The organism is Actinomyces sp. Z5 (assembly GCF_003287795.1).
GTDB classification, from domain to species: domain Bacteria; phylum Actinomycetota; class Actinomycetes; order Actinomycetales; family Actinomycetaceae; genus Actinomyces; species Actinomyces glycerinitolerans.
In genome coordinates, this window is the sequence record NZ_QMIN01000049.1 from 876 (window position 1) to 18,034 (window position 17,159).

The following is a 17,159-nucleotide window of genomic DNA, read 5'->3' on the forward strand; positions in this document are numbered from 1 at the left end:
GGGTCCAACTGACAGGTTCGACGGCCACGCACACAGACACCCAACCGCGCATCGCCACCCAAGCACTTACACAACAGGACCTAGTGAGCCCGGGGGCGCCCGAACCACACACACGTTCGCGCCGACAACCCCGAAGAAGGCCTCTGGAAACGCAAAGGCTGGGCCGGCCGAACCAGCTAGAACACCCCGACACGCCGGTCTAAAGCAACACGTTCGCGCCTATAACCCGCAGCGTTGTTCATTGACTGAACGGACGGCAGGCACAGCCAAGCGGTCCATCCGGCGCCTGAAACAACGAATCGTCCCACCCGGTCAACCGGGCGGGACGATCAATTCCACTTCAGCGGTGGAGCTAGGGGGATTCGAACCCCCGACCTTCTCATTGCGAACGAGACGCGCTACCAACTGCGCCATAGCCCCTGAGCACGGTAGATGGTAGCACCGCAGCCGCGGCGGCCCGCAAGTCGGAGCGCCGTGACTCACGCCACCGACAGCCGGCACCGGAAACCGTTGCCGCCCCGGCCGCGTTTCAGGCACCGGCGCGACGCCGTTTCAGCACCGCCTCCAGGTCGATGGGGTGGAATACCGGCTCATCCGCCCCCACCTCGGGATCGGCGATGGGGTAGGCGTGCGCGCTGCGCGGACGCTCGGGAACCGGCGCAGAGTCGAAGGGTTCCTCCGCGGGCGGCTCATAGCTACGACGCGGAGCGCGGGCGGCCAGCGTGTAGGTCGGCGCCGGAACGCTGACCGGGTGCCAGCCCTGCGGCGGCGTCGCCGGAGCCTTCGCCTCGCGCTGGTCGCCGCGCGTTTCAGCATCGACGACCTCCGGGGGCGCGGTGGGCTCCTCGGTGGAAGCCTCCGCCGGAGTCGCCTTATCGCCCGGCTCCGATCCCTCCTGGACACCGGCCGCCACGGTCGGCTCGTCGCGTTCGACGGCGTCGGATGCCACCGCCGCGGCTTCCGTCTCCTGCGCAGCGGTCTCCTGCGCGTCTGTCGCCTGTGCAGCCGTCTCTTGGGCCGGGGCCTCGGCGTCATGCCGCGGCTGAGCCTGCTCATCCGCCTTAACAGACGCGTCCGCAAGCAACCGGCTCGCGGCGGAGCTGCCGGTCAGCGCCGTCAGTTCCCGTTCGAGTGCGGCAATACGACGACGCTCACGCCGGTCGGAGGCCGCCGAGGCGCGCGCCGCCCGTCGTCCCGCGAGCGCGGATCCCCCGAGCAGCGCACCGGGAATGGCAACCACCCACCACGGCATCACAGAAACCGCGGCAACCACGACTGTGCCCGCCGTGACGCCGAGCAGGATCAGTGCGACCGTGGCGCGGTGGGAGGCGGCCACCCGGCGGCGCTCACGAGCGCGCTCATGCGCCTGGCGCAGGCGCACGAGCTCACGCTCCTTGCGCAGCGCCCGCACATTCCTGACTTCGGGCCTGTTCATCGCCCTCACCTCCGGTCGGCGTCGAAAGATCATGGCGTGCCCACCACCGCAGCCCTCCCCGGAGACGGCTGCGCTCCCCGTGGCCAGAAGCCGCAGCCCCGAGGAGTAGCGGTCCTCCGCATTGGCCATACTCATCGCCTCGCGGCGCCCGACCAGGAATGGCAGTAGGTACACGGCGAGAACCGCGACGAGTGCAAGCAGCGCCCACGTTTCGATTCCCACGGCTTAACCGTAGAGGGCACGGGCGGCGGAATTCGGGCACGACCGCGGCGTGTTGGCGCCGGTTGTGGCCGCGATTCCATTAGCAATTCCGTTCCGAATCCCCGGCCCGCGCCACCCGTGCAACAGCTTTCACACTTGCCTCAGCCGCCCCACGAATCCGCCTGCCGGGGCGTCCTCTGCGACGACGGCGAAGGTGACATGATCCGCCCACTGCCCGTTAATGTGCATCAGCCCCCGCCGCACCCCCTCGGAGTGCAGTCCGAGGCGCCGGCACACGGCCAGGCTGCGCGCATTGCTCGGGCGCACGTCGATCTCCACCCGGTGCAGACCGACCCGGGCGCCAAGGAGGTGGTCCAGCACCATCGCCACCGCCAGGGTCATTACTCCGCGTCCCTCCCATGGGGCGCCGATCCAGTAGCCCACGCTCGCGCACTCCAGCGCCCCCCAGCGGATGGAGGAAACCGACACCTGCCCCGCGAACACGCCGTCCACCTCCAGCACGAAGGGCATGGCCTCGCCACGGCGTGCAAGTCGATTCTGGGCGCGCACATAGTCGCGGAAACTGCCGAGGGCGTCGGGGCTGTCCGGCGGCAGCGTCGCCTCCCAGGGGCTCAGTCGGGCGTCGTCGGCCAGGCGCAGCCGTCGCCAGGCCGACTCGTCGCCTACGCGGATGGGGCGCAGCGTCACGGTGCGCGGCCCGCGCGCCAGGCCGCGCGCACTCACCCCCGACTCGGTCAGGACCTCCGGCCAGGGGAAGCGGTTCCCGCCCGGGTGTAACAGATCGCCGAGGTGTCCAATCGCCGTCGGTAAGCGGAGGTCAGGCATCGAGCAGCAGGCAGTACAGCGTGTCGCCGGCGACGATGGTCTGCGTGTCTTCGGGGACGACGGCGATCGCGTTGGCCTGGGCCAGCGCCAGTAGACGCGTGGTGCCCGGCCGCCCCGTCGGCTCGGCGGTGTAGCCGCGCGCCGGCGAACCGCTCAGGTGTACGGGCACGAACTGCCGCTTGCGGGCCGGCGAGTGCCAGCCGGAAGCGAGCGTCGCCGGCACCGAGGCGCGATGCAGGTCCTGCCAGCCGGCGATCTGCCGCAGCACCGGGCGAATGAAGGTCTCGAAGGCGATCTGCGCGCTCACGGGGTCCCCGGGCAGGCAGAAGATCGGTGTGCCCTCGATCGTGCCCACGCCCAGCTGGCGTCCCGGCGACATGGCCACGGAGTCGAAGCGCACCGTACCCAGGGGTGTCAACACGTCCTTGACCGTGTCGCCCTGGCCCACACTCAGGCCGCCGGTGGTGATGAGCACGTCGGCGCGCACCAACTGGTCCTCGATGGTCTCCGCCAGCGCCCCCAGTTCGTCGGGCACCGCCGCCACCCGGAAGGCCTGGCCGCCGGCATCTGTGACGGCGCACGCCAGGGCGTGGCCGTTGGCGTCGAAAACGTCGCCGGCCTCGCGGGAGCCGTCGGGCTCAACGAGTTCGTCACCGACGGAGATGATGACCACGCGCGGCGCCGGATGCACCTTGACCCGGTGGCGGCCGATACCGGCCAGCAGCGCGATCTGACGCGCCGAAATGCGCGAGCCCTGCGGCAGCACGGTGGTGCCCGCCTGCACGTCCTCGGCCCGACGGCGCACGTTCTCTCCGGCGGTCACCATCGCCCGCACCTGCACGCGGGATTCACCGCGGTCCGTGTCCGTCCACGGCACCACGGCGTCGGCACCCAGTGGTAGCGGGGCGCCGGAGTCGATGAGGATGGCCGCGCCCGGCACCAGGCGGGTGGGGCGCATGTCGCCGGCGCGCACGGCATCCATCACCTCCAGGGTGACGGGGCTTCCGGCCGCGGCATCGGCGACGTCGGCGGCGGCGACCGCATAGCCGTCCAGTCCGGCCAGGTCTACCGCGGGCAGGTCAAGGTCGGCGACGACGTCCTCGGCCAGTACGCAGCCGACCGCGTCCAGCAGCACCACGTCCAGGGGGGCCGCGGCCCGGGCGATCTCCAGGCAGGCCGCCAGGTGCTCAGCAACAGTGCGCATGTGGGCTTCGTCCTCCTCCTGCCCGGCCGGGTTCCCGGGCGTACCGCGCACCAGGCTACCTGGCCGCGTCGGACGGCCCGGCAGCAAACCGGGTTGCGGACCACCTGCGATAATGCAGTCATGAGCACTCGGGCACGCGTCCTGCCAGACACCAGTTCACTGGCGGCCGACGACGCCAAGGAGCAACTGCGCCGTGTTCTGCGTGAGCACCGCGCCGCCCGCCACCGCCACCCCGAGCACGGTCACAACGACACCTGTGAGCGGCTCACCGCCCATATCCTCCAGGCCATCTCCGGCATGGACACGGTGGCCGCCTACGTGTCCGTGGGCCACGAGCCGTGCACCCGACTGCTACTGCAACAACTTGAAGAATCCGGCACGCGCGTGCTGTTGCCCGTGCTCGGCCCGCACCTGGCGCGCTCCTGGGGCTACTTCCACGGGGTCGCCGACCTGGCGGAGCGCTCCCCCGGCCGCCCGCCGGAGCCGAGCGGTGAGGTGCTGCCCGCCGCCGCCATTGCCGACGCCGAGGCCGTGATCGTGCCGGCACTCGCCGTCGACCGCTCGGGCCGGCGACTGGGCCAGGGCGGCGGCTGGTACGACCGGGTGCTGCCATTGCGCCGCGCCGGCGTGCCGGTGTTCGCGGTGGTGCACGACGACGAGCTGGTGGCCGGTCCGTTGCCAGCCCAGGCGCACGATGCGCCCGTCGACGTCGTCATCACTCCCGACGAGTGGTTCCTGCTGGAGGGCTCGGCCTTCGCCGGCACCCCCACCGACCAGGACTGACCGCCGTCGGCACCCCTCGCCGCGGCCGCGCCGTCACCGCAGTCCACAGGGGCGGTTGGCGACACCCCACGCCCGTTCCATTCACAGGGCCGGCACGCGCGTGAGCGGGCTGTGCCACTTTGAGTCCATGTCTCGCCCTCGCCGTCGCCCCGACCGCACGCCTCGTTCCAACCACTCCCCGCAACCCGACGGGCGCCGCCCGACGCGCCCGTCCCTGCTGCTGTGGCGGCAACGCCACCTGGTGGTCGCCGTCTGTCTGGCCGCCGCCGTGATGGCGGCGCTCGGCGTGCTCCGCCCGGCACCGGAGGGTCTGCAGGAGGTGCTTGTAGCGGCCCGCCACGTCAACGCCGGTGCCGTGCTGACCGAGGCGGACATTGAGATGCGGGCGGTGGCGCAGTCCGCCCTGCCCGAGACCGGCCTGGCCGACACGGACGTGGTGGGCAGTCGCGCCGCGATCGCCCTGGAGGAGGGCACGGTGCTGACCACGTCCATGACGAGTGCGGCCCTGGCCACCACCCTGACGCCGTCGGAGCGGCTGGTGCAGGTGCCCATCGATGTTGGAGCGGAGTTGGCGGAGCCCGGAGCGCGGGTAGATGTGGTGGCCGAGCGCAGCGCCGCGGCGGCCGTCGGAGACGCGGGCAACTCCTCCGCCGTCGTGTGTGCGGGCGCGCGGGTGGTGCTCACGCAGCAGGAGGGCGATACCGACCGGTGGACCGCACAGACGAAGGTCACACTCGTTACGCTTGCTGTCCCGGCGGTGGACGCTAACCTAATCGTAGGCGCGGCCACGAATGGTGCGCTCGGCATTGTGCTGAGCCCATGACGTCGCCCGCCTCTTGCCATGCGGCCGCGGCCCGTCCCCGGGCTGCCGAGTCGCTCCCGCACCGTGACTTCCGCGAGTGGCACACCTGCGCCCTCGCTCCACACCGAAAGGCACCACATGCTCAAGGGATTCAAGGAGTTCATCGCCCAGGGCAACGTCCTGGAACTGGCCGTCGCCGTCATCATCGGTGGCGCCTTCGCCCCCATCGTTCAGGCCATCACCGACGTCATCATGGGCATCATCGGCGCCCTGGTGAAGCAGCCGAACTTCAACTCCGTGTTGCAGTTCTCCATCAACGGCTCCGACCCGATCCAGCCGGGCACGATCATCACCGCGCTAGTCAACTTCCTGCTCGTCGCCGCCGCCGTCTACTTCTGCGTCGTCGCGCCGATGAACAAGCTCACCGCGCGCCTGAAGAAGGAAGAGGAGGAGGCCGCCGAGCCCACCGACGTCGAGCTGCTGACCGAGATCCGCGACCTGCTCAAGCAGCAGGGCTGAGCCGATCACTGGCTCCCACCGGTCGGCCGTGACGCCGACGGTCGGAGCCAGGAGAAATGAAGTGGCGTCCGTCTTACGGCGGGCGCCACTTCGTTTTGTCCACGCGCGGCCTTCGCCGCTGCGGGCGGCTCAGCCCCAGTGGGGTGGCACTTCGCGCAGCAGCCGGGCGTCATTGGCGCGGTCGGAGCCCTCACGGCCATTGAGCCCGCCCTCGCGAGAACGCGCGTCGGTGAGCGCGTCCGTGCCGCGTCGACGCTCCGCCTCCGCCTGCGCCTGCGGTGCCTCGCCCCGGGCCACGCGGACCGCGTCCTGTGGGGACAGCGCGACGACGCGACGCCTACCACGCCTGATACCGGCCCCCGTCACGTCGGGCGCCTCATCCGCGTCGTGTGTGTGCAAGTCGCCCATCGTTCAGCGGCTCCGGAGCACGGCGTTGGCCAGCACGGCGTCGATCCCGGCCCCGTGACGGGTCAGGGCCAGCGCGTCGCGCAGCTGCTCGACCTCCTCGGCCTCGCTGCGCTGCACGCCGTCGGAGCGGATCCAGGCGACGAGCTCGTCGAGCTGGTCGTCGGAGTAGGCCTGTAGCGGCAGCCCCTGCGCGATCGGCGGGCGTTCGCCGCGCACGGGCGCGTCAAGCTGGGTCTGGTGCGGGGATGCCGTCTTCCCCGACTGCCCGGTCGCGCTTGACTCCGCCGGTTCGACGGGATGGGGTTCGGCGTCCTCCATGTGCTGCGGCAGGGGGGTGGCCGTCGCGACCTCGGTGCGGGAGGCGAGCACCGCCAGCACTTGCGCCTCGATCTTGCTCGCCTCCCCCTCCACGTCGACGAACACGCCCGCCGAGTAGGCCATGTGCACGCGCCAGCCGCGCTGCTGGAGCCGCTCCACCCAGTGCCGGTCACGCCGACGCAGGCTCCGCTCCGCCACGTACTGCTCGTCGTCGGTAAGCACGGCGACCAGCAGTTCGCCCGGCAGGTCCGGGTGGCCGATGGCCAGCGGGATGCGCACCCCGCCTTCAATGCCGTAGCGGGGCACCACCACCAGCCCCTTGCGCCACAGGTGCTCGGCCAGCTCGACGAGCAGCCGCTCGGGGGCTACCTCCTCCTGCTGCGGGTACTGCGCACCGGAGTCGGCGGCATGCACCAGCACCTCGCGCAGCAGTCGGGCACCGGGAGCGTGCAGGCGCTCGGCGTCGATGTCGTCGGGTCCCAGGCAGGACACGATTTGGGTGCTGCCGCGCGAGGCGCACAGCGCGTCCACTAGGCCGAGCATGCCGCCGAGGTCGCTGACCTCCCCGAAGTTGTGGATCGTGCGCCCGTGCGGAGTCTTGGCGTAGCCGACGGAGACGATGATGTGGTCACGGCGCAGCGAGCGCGCCTCCCCCAGGTCCACGACGACGAAGGGCTCGGATACGCCCGTCTCGAAGTAGTCGGCCAGGGCCGGTGAGCCGGCAACGGCGGCGGTCGTGGCGCGGCGGATCTCCTCGGCGTGTCGGGCGTTGAGCGCGATGACGCCGAGGGACTGCTCGGGGTGGGTCAGGGCGTGGTCGATGATCAGGTCGACCACCCGGTTGACCTCCGCGGGAACCGACTCAACGGCGGTGTGCCCCGGAGCGGGCATGCCCCGGCCGTCAACCAGGGAAAGAGACAGGCGGGAGCGGCCCGGCGGCGCCGGGATCGCCTCAACGACGTCGTCGTAGCCGTTGGCGGCGAGGAAGCCGGCAATCTCCGCATCCAGGGTGTTGCGGCCGGTCGGCAGCGTCACCCGCGGCAGCAGCGGGCCGAGTTCGGAGGCCAGCCCGGAGGTTGAGCGGCGGGGATCACCGACGACGAGCACCTGCTCGGCGCGCACGAAGGCGGGCATGACCCGGGACACCGGCACGTGGGCGGAGGCGTCCAGGATCGCCAGGTCCACCACGGCGTCGGCGGTGAACACCTGCGGCACCAGCGTGGGCGGAATGATCCACACGGGCTTGGCGACCAGGGCCAGCGGGTGGGCGGCAATGATGTCGCGCAGTGGCACCCCCTCCTCCAGCGAGAGGGCGCGGTACAGGCTACGGGCGGCGTCCTTGTCGGCGTCGACGGTCTCGCGGACGCGGCGGGTGCAGGCCTGGGCGACGGGGCCGGCCAGAGAGTCGGCCTGAGAGGCGTCCAGCTCGCGCAGGGATACGGCGAGGTCGTTGAGGGCGTCCGCGTCCAGTCCGCCCAGGTCGGGGTCGTCTTGCATGATCTGCCCGAGCAGGGAGTACCACCAGCAGTAGGTGAGCTCGTCATCGATCTGTGCCGGTTCCACATCACGTGCCGCCAGGTCGTCCAGCAGCGGGGTCAGGCCCAGGTCGCTGAGGGCGGTGACCACGCGGTTGATCTCCGGGAGCTTGTGGACGGTGACGTCGTCGGCAGCCAGCACGCGGGCGCGCTGCTCCAACTCGGTCAACGGCAGGTCCATCAGGACCATGTCCGCGCCGATAATCGGCTGCAGCGCGGTCACGGCGTCGCGGGCGCGTTCGGCCACACGCTGCATCTGGTCCAATCCCTGTGGCAGGTGCGGCCAGCCGCCCTCGGGGTCGTAGCGGCGCCACACCTCGCGGCGCTGCTGCACCTTGGCCAGCTCCCCATGCAGGTCGGCCACTTCCCGGCCGGGGCGCACCAGGTCCCGGGCCTGCTTGACGAACCGGCGCCGGGCGGCAAAGCCCATCTCCACGCTGTGCTCCTGGCGCCAGTGCTTCGAGGCGGTGGCAATGACCATGTCGGCCGCAGAGCGTTCGAAGACCTCGGGCAAGAAGACGTCCAGGGAGTCGCGCACGCCGTCGAGCATTTCCAGCTGCTCACACCACTGGCCGAGCGTTTCGGCGCGGGTGATGCCGGTGGAGGTGTGCACCGCCTCAATATGCTCACCGACGGCGGGCAGCAGCTCGTCGGCGAGCCGGGTCAGTCGGGCCAGCGCGTCGGTGGCCTCGTCGACGTCGGCCACGGCCATACCGTTCCAGGCCGAATCCGCCAGGGCGGAGGTGAACAGGCCGAGCGCGTGGGCTCGGTGCAGCAGTTCGGACGCGCGCCGGCGTCCGTCGGCGTTCAGGCGCTCCAGGTGTCCGGGGGTGACGCGGGCGTTGGTGCGGGCGCGGCCGGAGGTGAGTTCGGCGAGCTGCTGCAGCGCGTCGTAGGCGGAGGCACCCCACGGTTCGCGCGGCTTGTGCAGGGCGGCCACGTAGCGGGAGAGCTTCTCGCGCACGGAGGTCAGACGGTTGCGCATGCCGACAATGGCGGTCACATCCAGGTCGGGAACGTTGACGCCCATGGCGGTCTTGATTTCCTCGGCCGCATGACGCCGCCAGGCGGGGTCCTCGGTGAGGTCGATCACGACGGAACCCAGGCCGAGTTCGCGCAGGGCGGCGGCCACGGCGTGCCCGTCAGCACTGGTGGCGGGCACGTGCAGCACGGTGCGGCCCAGAGCCGCGGCGTCGGCCATGATGGCGGCGAGGACGGCGGCCACGTCGGAGCCGGGGGGCGCATCCAGCAGCAGGGAGGCGCCGGAGCCCACCGCCTCGACAGCGTCGAGTTGAGCCGGATCCAGGTCGCCCACGCCCCGCTCATCTTCGGGGGCCCGATCGGTGGGGTTGGGCTCAGGCAGGGCCACATCCAGGGCGGCCCGGGCCTCGGCGTCGCCGGCGAGCGCGGCCACGAGTGCAGAAGTGCGGGCGCGGTCGACGGTGGCGTCGAAGTCCTCGAGGAGCGCCTGCCCGGGGTGGACGAAGGCACCGACGACGAGCCGCTCGTGGATCTCGAAGCCGGGCAGGAACTCGCGTCCGAGCGAGCCGATGCCGCTGAGCGCGTCGCGCGGGGTGAAGCCGTCGTCGGCCAGGGTGGCGCGGGCGACGACGTCGACGTCCACCGTGCAGCCATGGCGGCGCAGCGCCCGAGTCAGGACCGGGTTGACCTCGATCGACGTATCCAGGGTGAGGGCGGCATCCGCGCCGGCGCTGGACAGCCGCATCGGCCGCAGAAGCACGGGAGCGCTGACGGTGCGCACGGCGACCGGCCGGGCGGAGGGCGCGTCGGTGTCGGTCACGTCGGCGGCAGGCGTGGCAGAGGGCGCCGCTTCGGGAGCCTCCGGATCGGCGCTGCCATCGTCGGAGGCGTCAGCCTCGGCGTTCGCGGCGGCTCGTGCGGCGGCGGGGCCGGCTGCGGCAGCATCGTCTGCCGGGCTGGGCGTGGGGAAGGCATCGTCGTCATCCGCTGTGGGTACCGGCTCGGTCCAGCCGGCCACGCCAATGGCCAGGTACACGGGAGCCACGCCGAACCGACGGGAGAGCTGGTCGGTGCGGCTGGCGAGTTCATGCAGGGACTGCCGGGCGATGCCGAGTGCGACGCGCTCGCGCACGAGGCTGCCCAGGTGGGTCGGGCGGCCTGCGTACAGCTGAGCGAGGCCCGAGGGGTGGGCGGCGGTCAGGTCGACAATGCCGTCGTGGTCGGAGAAGGCGTCGAGGCTGGAGGTGCCGCCGAGGTCGGCCAGTTCCTGGCGCCAGTCGTCGAGGGCCTCGTCAATACGGGCCCGACGCTCGGCGTCTGACACCGGGGTGCCACCGGACTGCGTGGCCGCGGCGGGGTCCGCGGGCAGGTCGACGTCCTCGGGGTCGCGCGTCTGCGCCCCGGCGTCGTGCCGGTTGCGGCCCAGAGAGAACAGTGGAGGCGTCATATTTCCTCACGATATCCGCCCGGCCGCGGCGGGCGGCGCCGACTCACCGATAGCGCGGGAATCTGCGGCGATGTCCCGACGGAGCCACACCGGCACGGCGAGAACCTGCCTACCTAATGGGCTCTTCGTGTTTGTGGATGTGGTGGTTCGGGCCGGAGCTGCGTGTGGGTGGTCGTTGTCCGGGACCGGAGGTCGTATTCGGGTGCGTGAGGTCGTGTTCGGGTCGCCGAGGACGTCGTCGGACCGGCCGCCTTCATTTCGCCCCACGCCCGCCACGCGACCCGGCCACACCCACAAATCCATTGACAGGCTCGCCTGGAAGCGGGACCGTCTGCTACGCCACTTCCCGGTCTGCTACGCCGCTTCGGGGTTAACAACGCCGGTTAACCGTCTGCTGAAGGAACTGCAGGTGTACAGCAGAACGTTAAGTAGCGTCGTTAACGCCCAACCGGCACACCACACACCCCACCCCGTGTTATGGCTCAGGACATCGGTGACAGTTCTGCCGCAGCCCGCCACAACCACCACACCCCCAAACCGGAAAAGCCGATTTGGACCGCCCCAGTGGCGCACTACGGCGGTCCAAATGGAGGCTGACGGTCCACACAGAGGAAAGCGGTCCGAACAGTGCAGTCCGGCGGCGGGCAGCCTCACAGCACGCCGGTCTACAGCGGCACGCCCGCACCGAAAAACCCCGAAACCCGGCGTCTCCACGGCACTCCGGCCTAAAGCACCGCGTTCGCGCTGATGGCCCGGTTTCCGCGTGGTTGTGCGGGAAGGCGGCTGGTGCCCCCGGCGCGATTCGAACGCGCGACACCCGCTTTAGGAGAGCGGTGCTCTATCCCCTGAGCTACGAGGGCCGGCTGAGGACGGCTGCGATCCTACCCGATCGCAACCCGTCCCCAATTCCGTCGCCGGTTCGAGTGGTGCCGACCGCGTGCGCGACCGGCATCGTCTCCGTCAGGCGCGCGACCAGGGGGTGGTCTGAGTGCGGCCCACGCGTACGTCCTCTTCTCGCGTGCGAGCGGGAACCACCATGACGGGGCAGGAAGCGTGTGAGAGAACACCCTGGCTGACCGAGCCCAGCAGCAGTCCGGAGAAGCCGCCGCGACCGCGAGAGCCGACCACCACTAGGTCGACCGCGGTGGAGAACTCGGACATCAGTTCGGCGGCGTTGCCGTCCAGGGCGTGGCGGCGCACCACGACGTCGGGGTGGCCCTCGGTGGCCTCGGCGATGGCCCGGTCCAGGCCCGAGCGCACGTCGGTGAGAACCTGCTCGCGATCAACGGCGGCGGGCAGCCAGGCGAGCGCCCCCGCGCCAGAGGCCATGGGGACGGCTGCGATCGCGGTCAGCTCAGCGCCCCAGGCCTCGGCCTCGCGCACCGCCCACCTCAGGGCCTTGCGCGCCGAATCGGAGCCGTCGACGCCGACGACAATGCGGCGCACGGGGGTGAAGGCAGAGCCCTCCGTGTGGCGCGGAACCACGACGGCGGGGCAGTGGCTGTGCGCCGGTAGGGCCGAGGACACGGTTCCGAGCAGCCGGTCGGCGAAGCCTCCACCGCCGCGAGTGCCCACCACGGCGAGGGAGGCGTCCTCGGACAGGTCAACCAGCACGCCGGCTGGATCTCCGGTCTCCAGGGAGCTGGTCACGGTTACGCCCCGCCCCTGGGCGCGGGCGACCGCCTCGTTGACGACCGCTTCGGCGCCGGAGCGCACGGCCGAGTCATCCAGAGCGGCGTAGCCGCCGTCGAGCGAGGCGGTGGTGAAGGAAGGCAAGGAGTAGGCGCACAGGATGTGCACGCGCCAGCCGCTGCAAGCCGCACGGTCAACCGCCCAGTCAACCGCCTCCAGGGATTCGGGTGAGCCGTCAACTCCGACGAGGACGACCTTGTCTTCAGCCATGGGTTGTGTCCCTTTCTTCGAGCATCGGGTACTCGACCCGACTCATTGTGCCCTGCAGGCGGGCGTGTTCCAAAACACGTTTTGAAGATAGCACGTGGGGGCGGCCGGCCACACGGCCGACCGCCCCCACGTCAGGAAGCAGTTAAGCGTACGGTTCAGCCCACGCGCACATACTGCGGGGAGCCGTACACGGCGCGGTAGGACACGCCGACACTCGGGTTACCGGCGTCAATCATCATGCCGCCACCCGCGTAAATCCCGACGTGGCCGCCGTAGTAGACGATATCGCCCGGCTGGGCCGCAGCCGCGGACACGATCGTGCCGGAGGCGCCCTGGGCGTACGAGGTGCGCGGCAGGGAGATGCCGACCTGGCCGTAGACGTACTGGACCAGCCCGGAGCAGTCGAAACCGCCGTTGGCCGGGTTATTGGAGCCGTAGACGTAGGCCATGCCGGTGTACTGCATGGCGATCGAGACGACGGAGGAACCGGACGCGTTGGCGGGCGCGGCGGTAGCCGCGGCCTGGGTGGCGTCGGCGGTGGCCTCGGTAGTGCCCGCCGCGTCGGCGGCGGTCGCATCCGTGGCAGCGACGTCGGCGGCGACCTCGGTCTCCTCGGTCGCCTCGACCTCGGGCTCCTCCTCGACCTCAATGACCGGGGCCTCGGCGGTCGGGGTGTCCACGGTCTCGACGTCGCTGGGGACGGAGACGGAGTCGGCGACCTGCACGGCCTCGTTGGTGGAGACGGCAGTGCGCGCCTCGGCGGCGAGCGCACCCACGCCCTGAGTCTCAAGTGAGCCGGCGGACTGCGCGGCCTCGTTGGTGTTCGCGGCAGAGGCACCGGAAGCGATCATGCCCAGGGCCAGACCCGAGGATGCGGCCACTGCGAAGCCACGGCGGGCGACCGGAGCGACTGAGTTCATCGGGGTCAACGGCCGAGCGGCCTTGCGGTGCCGAGCCGAGGTGCGTGTTGTCATGTAGTGGTTCTCCTCTGAGATGCCGACGAGGTGAGCTGTCGGGTTCGGACTGGAGACGCCCGGCCCGCATCACGCGGGCTTCACCCCAAGGCTCCAGTCGATGCCGGAGCCGCTTTTGGTTCCCCCGTTCCTGCCTTGGTATGTGGGATATGGCTGCCGGAACCGAGCGGCAGGATTAGGCCTCGTTTCCAGCGCCACGAGCGGCTAGCGCCCGCAACGGTGAACACGTTACCCGAAGACCCCTCCCGGCGTCACGGCGGGATCACACACACCGCCGTGAAACGTCGCACATGCCGGTTGCGGTGTCCACGCCTGCCGCCCCGTCCCCGGCCACGCGGACACAAAAACGCCCCGCTCCCCGGGGCTGGGGTGCGGGGCGAGTGCGGTCAGCTGACGCGCAGGTAAGTCACACCGGAGTAGACGGCCCGGTAAGACACACCCTTCGAGGGGGTGGCGTCCACCATCATGCCGTTGCCCGCGTACAGGCCGACGTGGCCGGACCACCACAGGATGTCTCCGGGCCGAGCCTCGTCCGCGGAGATCGGCGTGCCGATGGCGCGGATCTGGCCGGACTGGTGCGGGATGCTGATGCCGTACTGGGCGTAGATATAGGACACCAGGCCGGAGCAGTCGAAGGAAGACGGGCCGGAGGCGCCCCATACGTAGGGAGTGCCGACGTATTGCATAGCCAGCGCGACCATGCCCTCGCCGGTGGAGGTCGTGGCGGCCACCTGGGTGGTCTCGCTCGCCTCCACGGTATCCGAGACCTCTGCGGTCTCCTCGGCTTCGACAGCCTCCTCGACCTCGGGCTCTTCTTCGACCACTGGGGCGGTGGCGGTGACGGTGGCGGCCTCGACGACGTCCTCGCTCCAGTTCGTCTCCGAACCGGTCGAAATGGCGGCGTTGGTGGTGACGACCTCGCGCGCGTCGGTGGCCAGTGCGGCCACGCCGGCCTGACTGAGTGCGCCGGCCGAGCCGGTGGCATCCGCGTCATCGCTGGCCGCGTTGGCGCCCGAAGCGATCATGGTGAGGGCCAGGCCGGAGGAGGCGGCGACGGCAAGCCCGCGGCGCGCAACCGGGGCGGCATCCGTCAGGGGCGTCAGCGGACGCGCGGCCTTGCGGTGGCGGGCCTTGACGTTTGTAGACAATGAATTCTCCTGCAGAGCCGACGAGGTTAGCTGTCGGGTTCGGGCGGGAGACGCCCGGCCCGCGTGCTGCGGGCTTCACCCCGAGGCCGCGTCCGCCGGAGCGTCACGGCCGGAGAAGTGGTTCCCCCGGGCCTGCCGGAAAAAGTCGTTGGCGGAGGCGGCTCGCGCCGGCAGGCTTGGGCTCCGCGGGCGCCTCCACAGCCGAGGGGTGCCGGCTGCGGCATCTAAGTTAATGAAGTTCCCCCGTCCATGGGTAGTTTTCTCCGCCGCTCCCGCTGTGGAATCTCCCACGGCGGGGTCGCGCGGGCAACATTCTCGGCCCGCCGCACCACTGCCGGGGGCCGATCGTGCCGGTTCAGCGCTTGAGGAAGAGGTGCCTGGCCAGGGCACTGGGCAGGAGTACAGAGGCGTCGTCGTCCTGTCGGCTGACGCGGATGCCGCCGACCGTGGCGGTGAGCCGGACCGGAATAGCCGCCCCAATGCGGGCATCCTCTAGCTGAGCGATGACGACGTCGTCGGCCTGGATGGGCTCTCCCACACGGGAGACGACGGCGTCTGAGCGCCCGTCGCGGACCAGGCGCTCGGCACTAATCTCGTCACTTGCGGGGGCGGGGTGGGTGGGGACGCGGTCGGGAACCGGGTTGCCGAAGGGGTCGGAGGTGACCTCACCCAGGATCGCCGCCAGGCGGTCCTCAACCTGCTCACTCATCACATGCTCCCACCGGCAGGCCTCGTCGTGAACGAGTCTGCGATCCAAGCCGATCACGTCCAGGAGCAGCCTTTCAGCAAGTCGGTGCTTGCGAATAACTTCGGTGGCCCGACGGCGCCCCTCGTCGGTGAGCTGAAGGGAGCGGTCGTCGGCAACCCATATAAGGCCGCTGCGCTCCATGCGGGCGACCGTTTGAGACACGGTCGGGCCGGAGTGGCCTAGGCGCTCAACGATGCGCGCGCGCAGCGGCAGCACGCCATCTTCCTCAAGCTCGTACACGGACTTGAGGTACATCTCGGTAGTGTCGATTAACTCGCTCATCTGGTGCCTCCTCCGATGACCACTGACCGATGCAGCACGGCTGACCGTAGCCGGGGTGCGGCGTATGCGCATGTGCGTGAACAGGATATCGGTCCCCGGCTCCGACGCCGATGACGGGTTCGATCATCCGGCCCCGCGAGCTACTCCGAGGCGGTGGGAGCGCCGGGCGTGTCCGCCTCCGCGGCGCCCGCCACGCCGTCGCCAGGAGCGCTACCTGCGGCGCGTTCACGCGGGCCGACGGTGGTCAGGAAGGGGCGGGTGGAGGAGTAGGCGAAGTCGATGTGCCAGTGGCGCCGCGCCCAGATGCCGGCGGCCACCGCCACGATTACGGCGGCGATTCCACCGGCCAGGATGGCTACGCGCGGTCCCCATTGGTCCGACACCCAGCCCACGATTGGCGCCCCAATGGGGTTAGTGCCCAGGAAGAACATCATGTAGATGCTCATGACGCGCCCGCGCATGGCCGGCTCCGTGTTCAGCTGGATGGTCTGGTTGGCGCTGGTGAGCACCGTCAGCACGCACAAGCCCACCGGGATCGAGGAGAGCGCGAACAGCTGGTAGCTGGGCATCAGCGCCATGGCGATCGTGAACACACCCAGGAAGAAGGACGCGACCACCAGGGTGCGTACCCGCGGGGACTTGCGCCGCGCCGCCCACAGGGCCCCGGCCAGGGAGCCGATGGCGAAGATCGAGGAGACGCTGCCATAGGCGTCGGACTCCAGGTCGAAGGCGGAGCGCACCATGGCCGCCATGGTCACCTGGAAGTTGAGGGTGAACATGGACACGATCGTGATCACCGCGATGATCACGATGATGTCAGTGCGGTGGCGGATGTAGGCCAGGCCCGCCCGCAGCTGTCCCTTGGCACGTTTGGCGCGGGGGACGTCATACAGCTCCGACACGCGCATGCTCGCCAGCGCCAGCGCCGGGAACAGGAAGGTCAGAGCGTTGACCAGGAAGACCCACCCCGGGCCGATCCAAGCGATGACCAGGCCGCTGACCGCCGGGCCGATGAGGCGCGCGGCATTGAAGGAGGCCGAGTTCAGTCCGACCGCGTTGGCCAGGTTCTCGGCGGGGACCATCCGGCCGACGAAGATCTGACGCGCCGGGGAGTCGTAGGCGGAGGCCAGCCCGGTGCCGAAGGCGGCCAGGTAGACGTGCCAGAGCGCCACATGGCCGGCGAGCACGTCGGCGGCCAGGATCAGGGAGACCACGCCCATGGCGGTCTGGGTGAAGATGAGGAACTTGCGCTGGTCCACCCGGTCCGCGACCAGTCCGGCGTGGGCGCTGAACAGCATGGCGGGCAGGAACTGCAGCGCCGTGGTGACGCCGGTGGCGGAGGCGGAGTCGTCGGTCAGTATGCGCAGCACCAACCAGTCCTGAGCGACGCGCTGCATCCAGGTACCGATATTGGCCACGAGCGCGGCGAAGAACCAGATCCGATAATTGTGGAACTTGAGTGACTCGAAGGTGCTGCTCACGGTGGGGAGATAACTCCAGTTTCGCGGTGTGACGACGGGCGCACCCGCTGGGATGCGCGCTTTTTTGGGATCGGTCAATTGTACGTCTGTACACCGGGGACAGACAGGGGGCGACGACGTGACCGTAGCCGCGTCGTCGCCCCCG

General features: G+C 70.4%; 13 protein-coding genes, 2 tRNA genes and 2 riboswitches. Of the genes, 3 read left to right on the top strand and 12 right to left on the bottom strand.

Translation table 11 applies throughout. The features are described 5' to 3' along the window. Positions 1–347: 347 nt before the first annotated feature. From DRB06_RS06345 to glp, 4 genes are all read right to left on the bottom strand, one after another. Positions 348–420, bottom strand: a tRNA-Ala gene (locus DRB06_RS06345). A 109-nt stretch (positions 421–529) separates the two neighbouring features. Further along, a complete protein-coding gene (locus DRB06_RS06350) occupies positions 530–1,657 on the bottom strand; it encodes a hypothetical protein (protein ID WP_111819439.1) in 1,128 nt (375 codons plus the stop codon). A 129-nt stretch (positions 1,658–1,786) separates the two neighbouring features. Then, positions 1,787–2,482 carry a GNAT family N-acetyltransferase gene (locus DRB06_RS06355; protein WP_083565651.1) on the bottom strand — a complete coding sequence of 232 codons (696 nt, stop codon included), beginning with the start codon at positions 2,480–2,482 and terminating at the stop codon, positions 1,787–1,789. After that, complete coding sequence (gene glp, locus DRB06_RS06360; protein ID WP_073329387.1) at positions 2,475–3,686, bottom strand: gephyrin-like molybdotransferase Glp; 1,212 nt, start codon at positions 3,684–3,686, stop codon at positions 2,475–2,477. The genes DRB06_RS06355 and glp overlap by 8 nt, the downstream gene beginning before the upstream one ends. Positions 3,687–3,806: 120 nt before the next feature. On the opposite strand from glp, the gene DRB06_RS06365 reads away from it, so the two are divergent. The 3 genes from DRB06_RS06365 to mscL all read left to right on the top strand — a co-directional run bounded on the left by DRB06_RS06365 (position 3,807) and on the right by mscL (position 5,790). Then, the gene (locus DRB06_RS06365) at positions 3,807–4,469 is read left to right on the top strand and encodes a 5-formyltetrahydrofolate cyclo-ligase (protein ID WP_108968471.1); all 663 of its coding nucleotides are present in this window, start codon (positions 3,807–3,809) and stop codon (positions 4,467–4,469) included. A 127-nt stretch (positions 4,470–4,596) separates the two neighbouring features. Then, positions 4,597–5,292 carry an RcpC/CpaB family pilus assembly protein gene (locus DRB06_RS06370; RefSeq protein WP_309300326.1) on the top strand — a complete coding sequence of 232 codons (696 nt, stop codon included), beginning with the start codon at positions 4,597–4,599 and terminating at the stop codon, positions 5,290–5,292. Positions 5,293–5,409: 117 nt separating this feature from the next. Continuing rightward, entirely contained in the window at positions 5,410–5,790 is a 381-nt protein-coding gene (gene mscL / locus DRB06_RS06375; protein WP_073329218.1) for a large conductance mechanosensitive channel protein MscL, read from the top strand. 129 nt (positions 5,791–5,919) lie between these two features. Here mscL and DRB06_RS06380 read toward each other — a convergent pair whose 3' ends face one another. The 8 genes from DRB06_RS06380 to DRB06_RS06415 form a co-directional block, all read right to left on the bottom strand. After that, a complete protein-coding gene (locus tag DRB06_RS06380) occupies positions 5,920–6,189 on the bottom strand; it encodes a transcriptional regulator (protein ID WP_258522166.1) in 270 nt (89 codons plus the stop codon). Positions 6,190–6,201: 12 nt separating this feature from the next. Next, a complete protein-coding gene (locus DRB06_RS06385) occupies positions 6,202–10,479 on the bottom strand; it encodes a DNA helicase (RefSeq protein ID WP_111819441.1) in 4,278 nt (1,425 codons plus the stop codon). Positions 10,480–11,263: 784 nt separating this feature from the next. After that, positions 11,264–11,339, bottom strand: a tRNA-Arg gene (locus DRB06_RS06390). 100 nt (positions 11,340–11,439) lie between these two features. Continuing rightward, entirely contained in the window at positions 11,440–12,381 is a 942-nt protein-coding gene (locus DRB06_RS06395; protein ID WP_073329212.1) for a universal stress protein, read from the bottom strand. A 155-nt stretch (positions 12,382–12,536) separates the two neighbouring features. Continuing rightward, complete coding sequence (locus DRB06_RS06400; protein WP_108968476.1) at positions 12,537–13,355, bottom strand: C40 family peptidase; 819 nt, start codon at positions 13,353–13,355, stop codon at positions 12,537–12,539. Between the two features lie 5 nt (positions 13,356–13,360). Continuing rightward, positions 13,361–13,520, bottom strand: a riboswitch (cyclic di-AMP (ydaO/yuaA leader). Positions 13,521–13,741: 221 nt separating this feature from the next. Continuing rightward, positions 13,742–14,503: a C40 family peptidase gene (locus tag DRB06_RS06405; protein ID WP_073329208.1), complete on the bottom strand. Its 762-nt coding sequence runs from the start codon at positions 14,501–14,503 to the stop codon at positions 13,742–13,744. Continuing rightward, a riboswitch (cyclic di-AMP (ydaO/yuaA leader) is annotated at positions 14,504–14,667 on the bottom strand. It lies immediately after the preceding gene. A gap of 191 nt (positions 14,668–14,858) precedes the next feature. After that, positions 14,859–15,533 (bottom strand): metal-dependent transcriptional regulator, encoded by a 675-nt coding sequence (locus DRB06_RS06410; protein ID WP_073329206.1) that lies wholly within the window; start codon positions 15,531–15,533, stop codon positions 14,859–14,861. Between the two features lie 140 nt (positions 15,534–15,673). Continuing rightward, on the bottom strand, positions 15,674–17,014 hold the full coding sequence (locus tag DRB06_RS06415; RefSeq protein WP_111819442.1) for an MFS transporter: 1,341 nt from the start codon (positions 17,012–17,014) through the stop codon (positions 15,674–15,676). Positions 17,015–17,159 lie beyond the last annotated feature (145 nt).

Bases quoted from the DNA above. Each gene is read 5' to 3' on its own strand.
- DRB06_RS06355 (WP_083565651.1), bottom strand. From the start codon at position 2,482: ATGCCTGACCTCCGCTTACCGACGGCGATTGGACACCTCGGCGATCTG.
- DRB06_RS06395 (WP_073329212.1), bottom strand. From the start codon at position 12,381: ATGGCTGAAGACAAGGTCGTCCTCGTCGGAGTTGACGGCTCACCCGAA.
- DRB06_RS06370 (WP_309300326.1), top strand. From the start codon at position 4,597: ATGTCTCGCCCTCGCCGTCGCCCCGACCGCACGCCTCGTTCCAACCAC.
- DRB06_RS06385 (WP_111819441.1), bottom strand. From the start codon at position 10,479: ATGACGCCTCCACTGTTCTCTCTGGGCCGCAACCGGCACGACGCCGGG.
- mscL (WP_073329218.1), top strand. From the start codon at position 5,410: ATGCTCAAGGGATTCAAGGAGTTCATCGCCCAGGGCAACGTCCTGGAA.
- glp (WP_073329387.1), bottom strand. From the start codon at position 3,686: ATGCGCACTGTTGCTGAGCACCTGGCGGCCTGCCTGGAGATCGCCCGG.
- DRB06_RS06410 (WP_073329206.1), bottom strand. From the start codon at position 15,533: ATGAGCGAGTTAATCGACACTACCGAGATGTACCTCAAGTCCGTGTAC.
- DRB06_RS06400 (WP_108968476.1), bottom strand. From the start codon at position 13,355: ATGACAACACGCACCTCGGCTCGGCACCGCAAGGCCGCTCGGCCGTTG.
- DRB06_RS06365 (WP_108968471.1), top strand. From the start codon at position 3,807: ATGAGCACTCGGGCACGCGTCCTGCCAGACACCAGTTCACTGGCGGCC.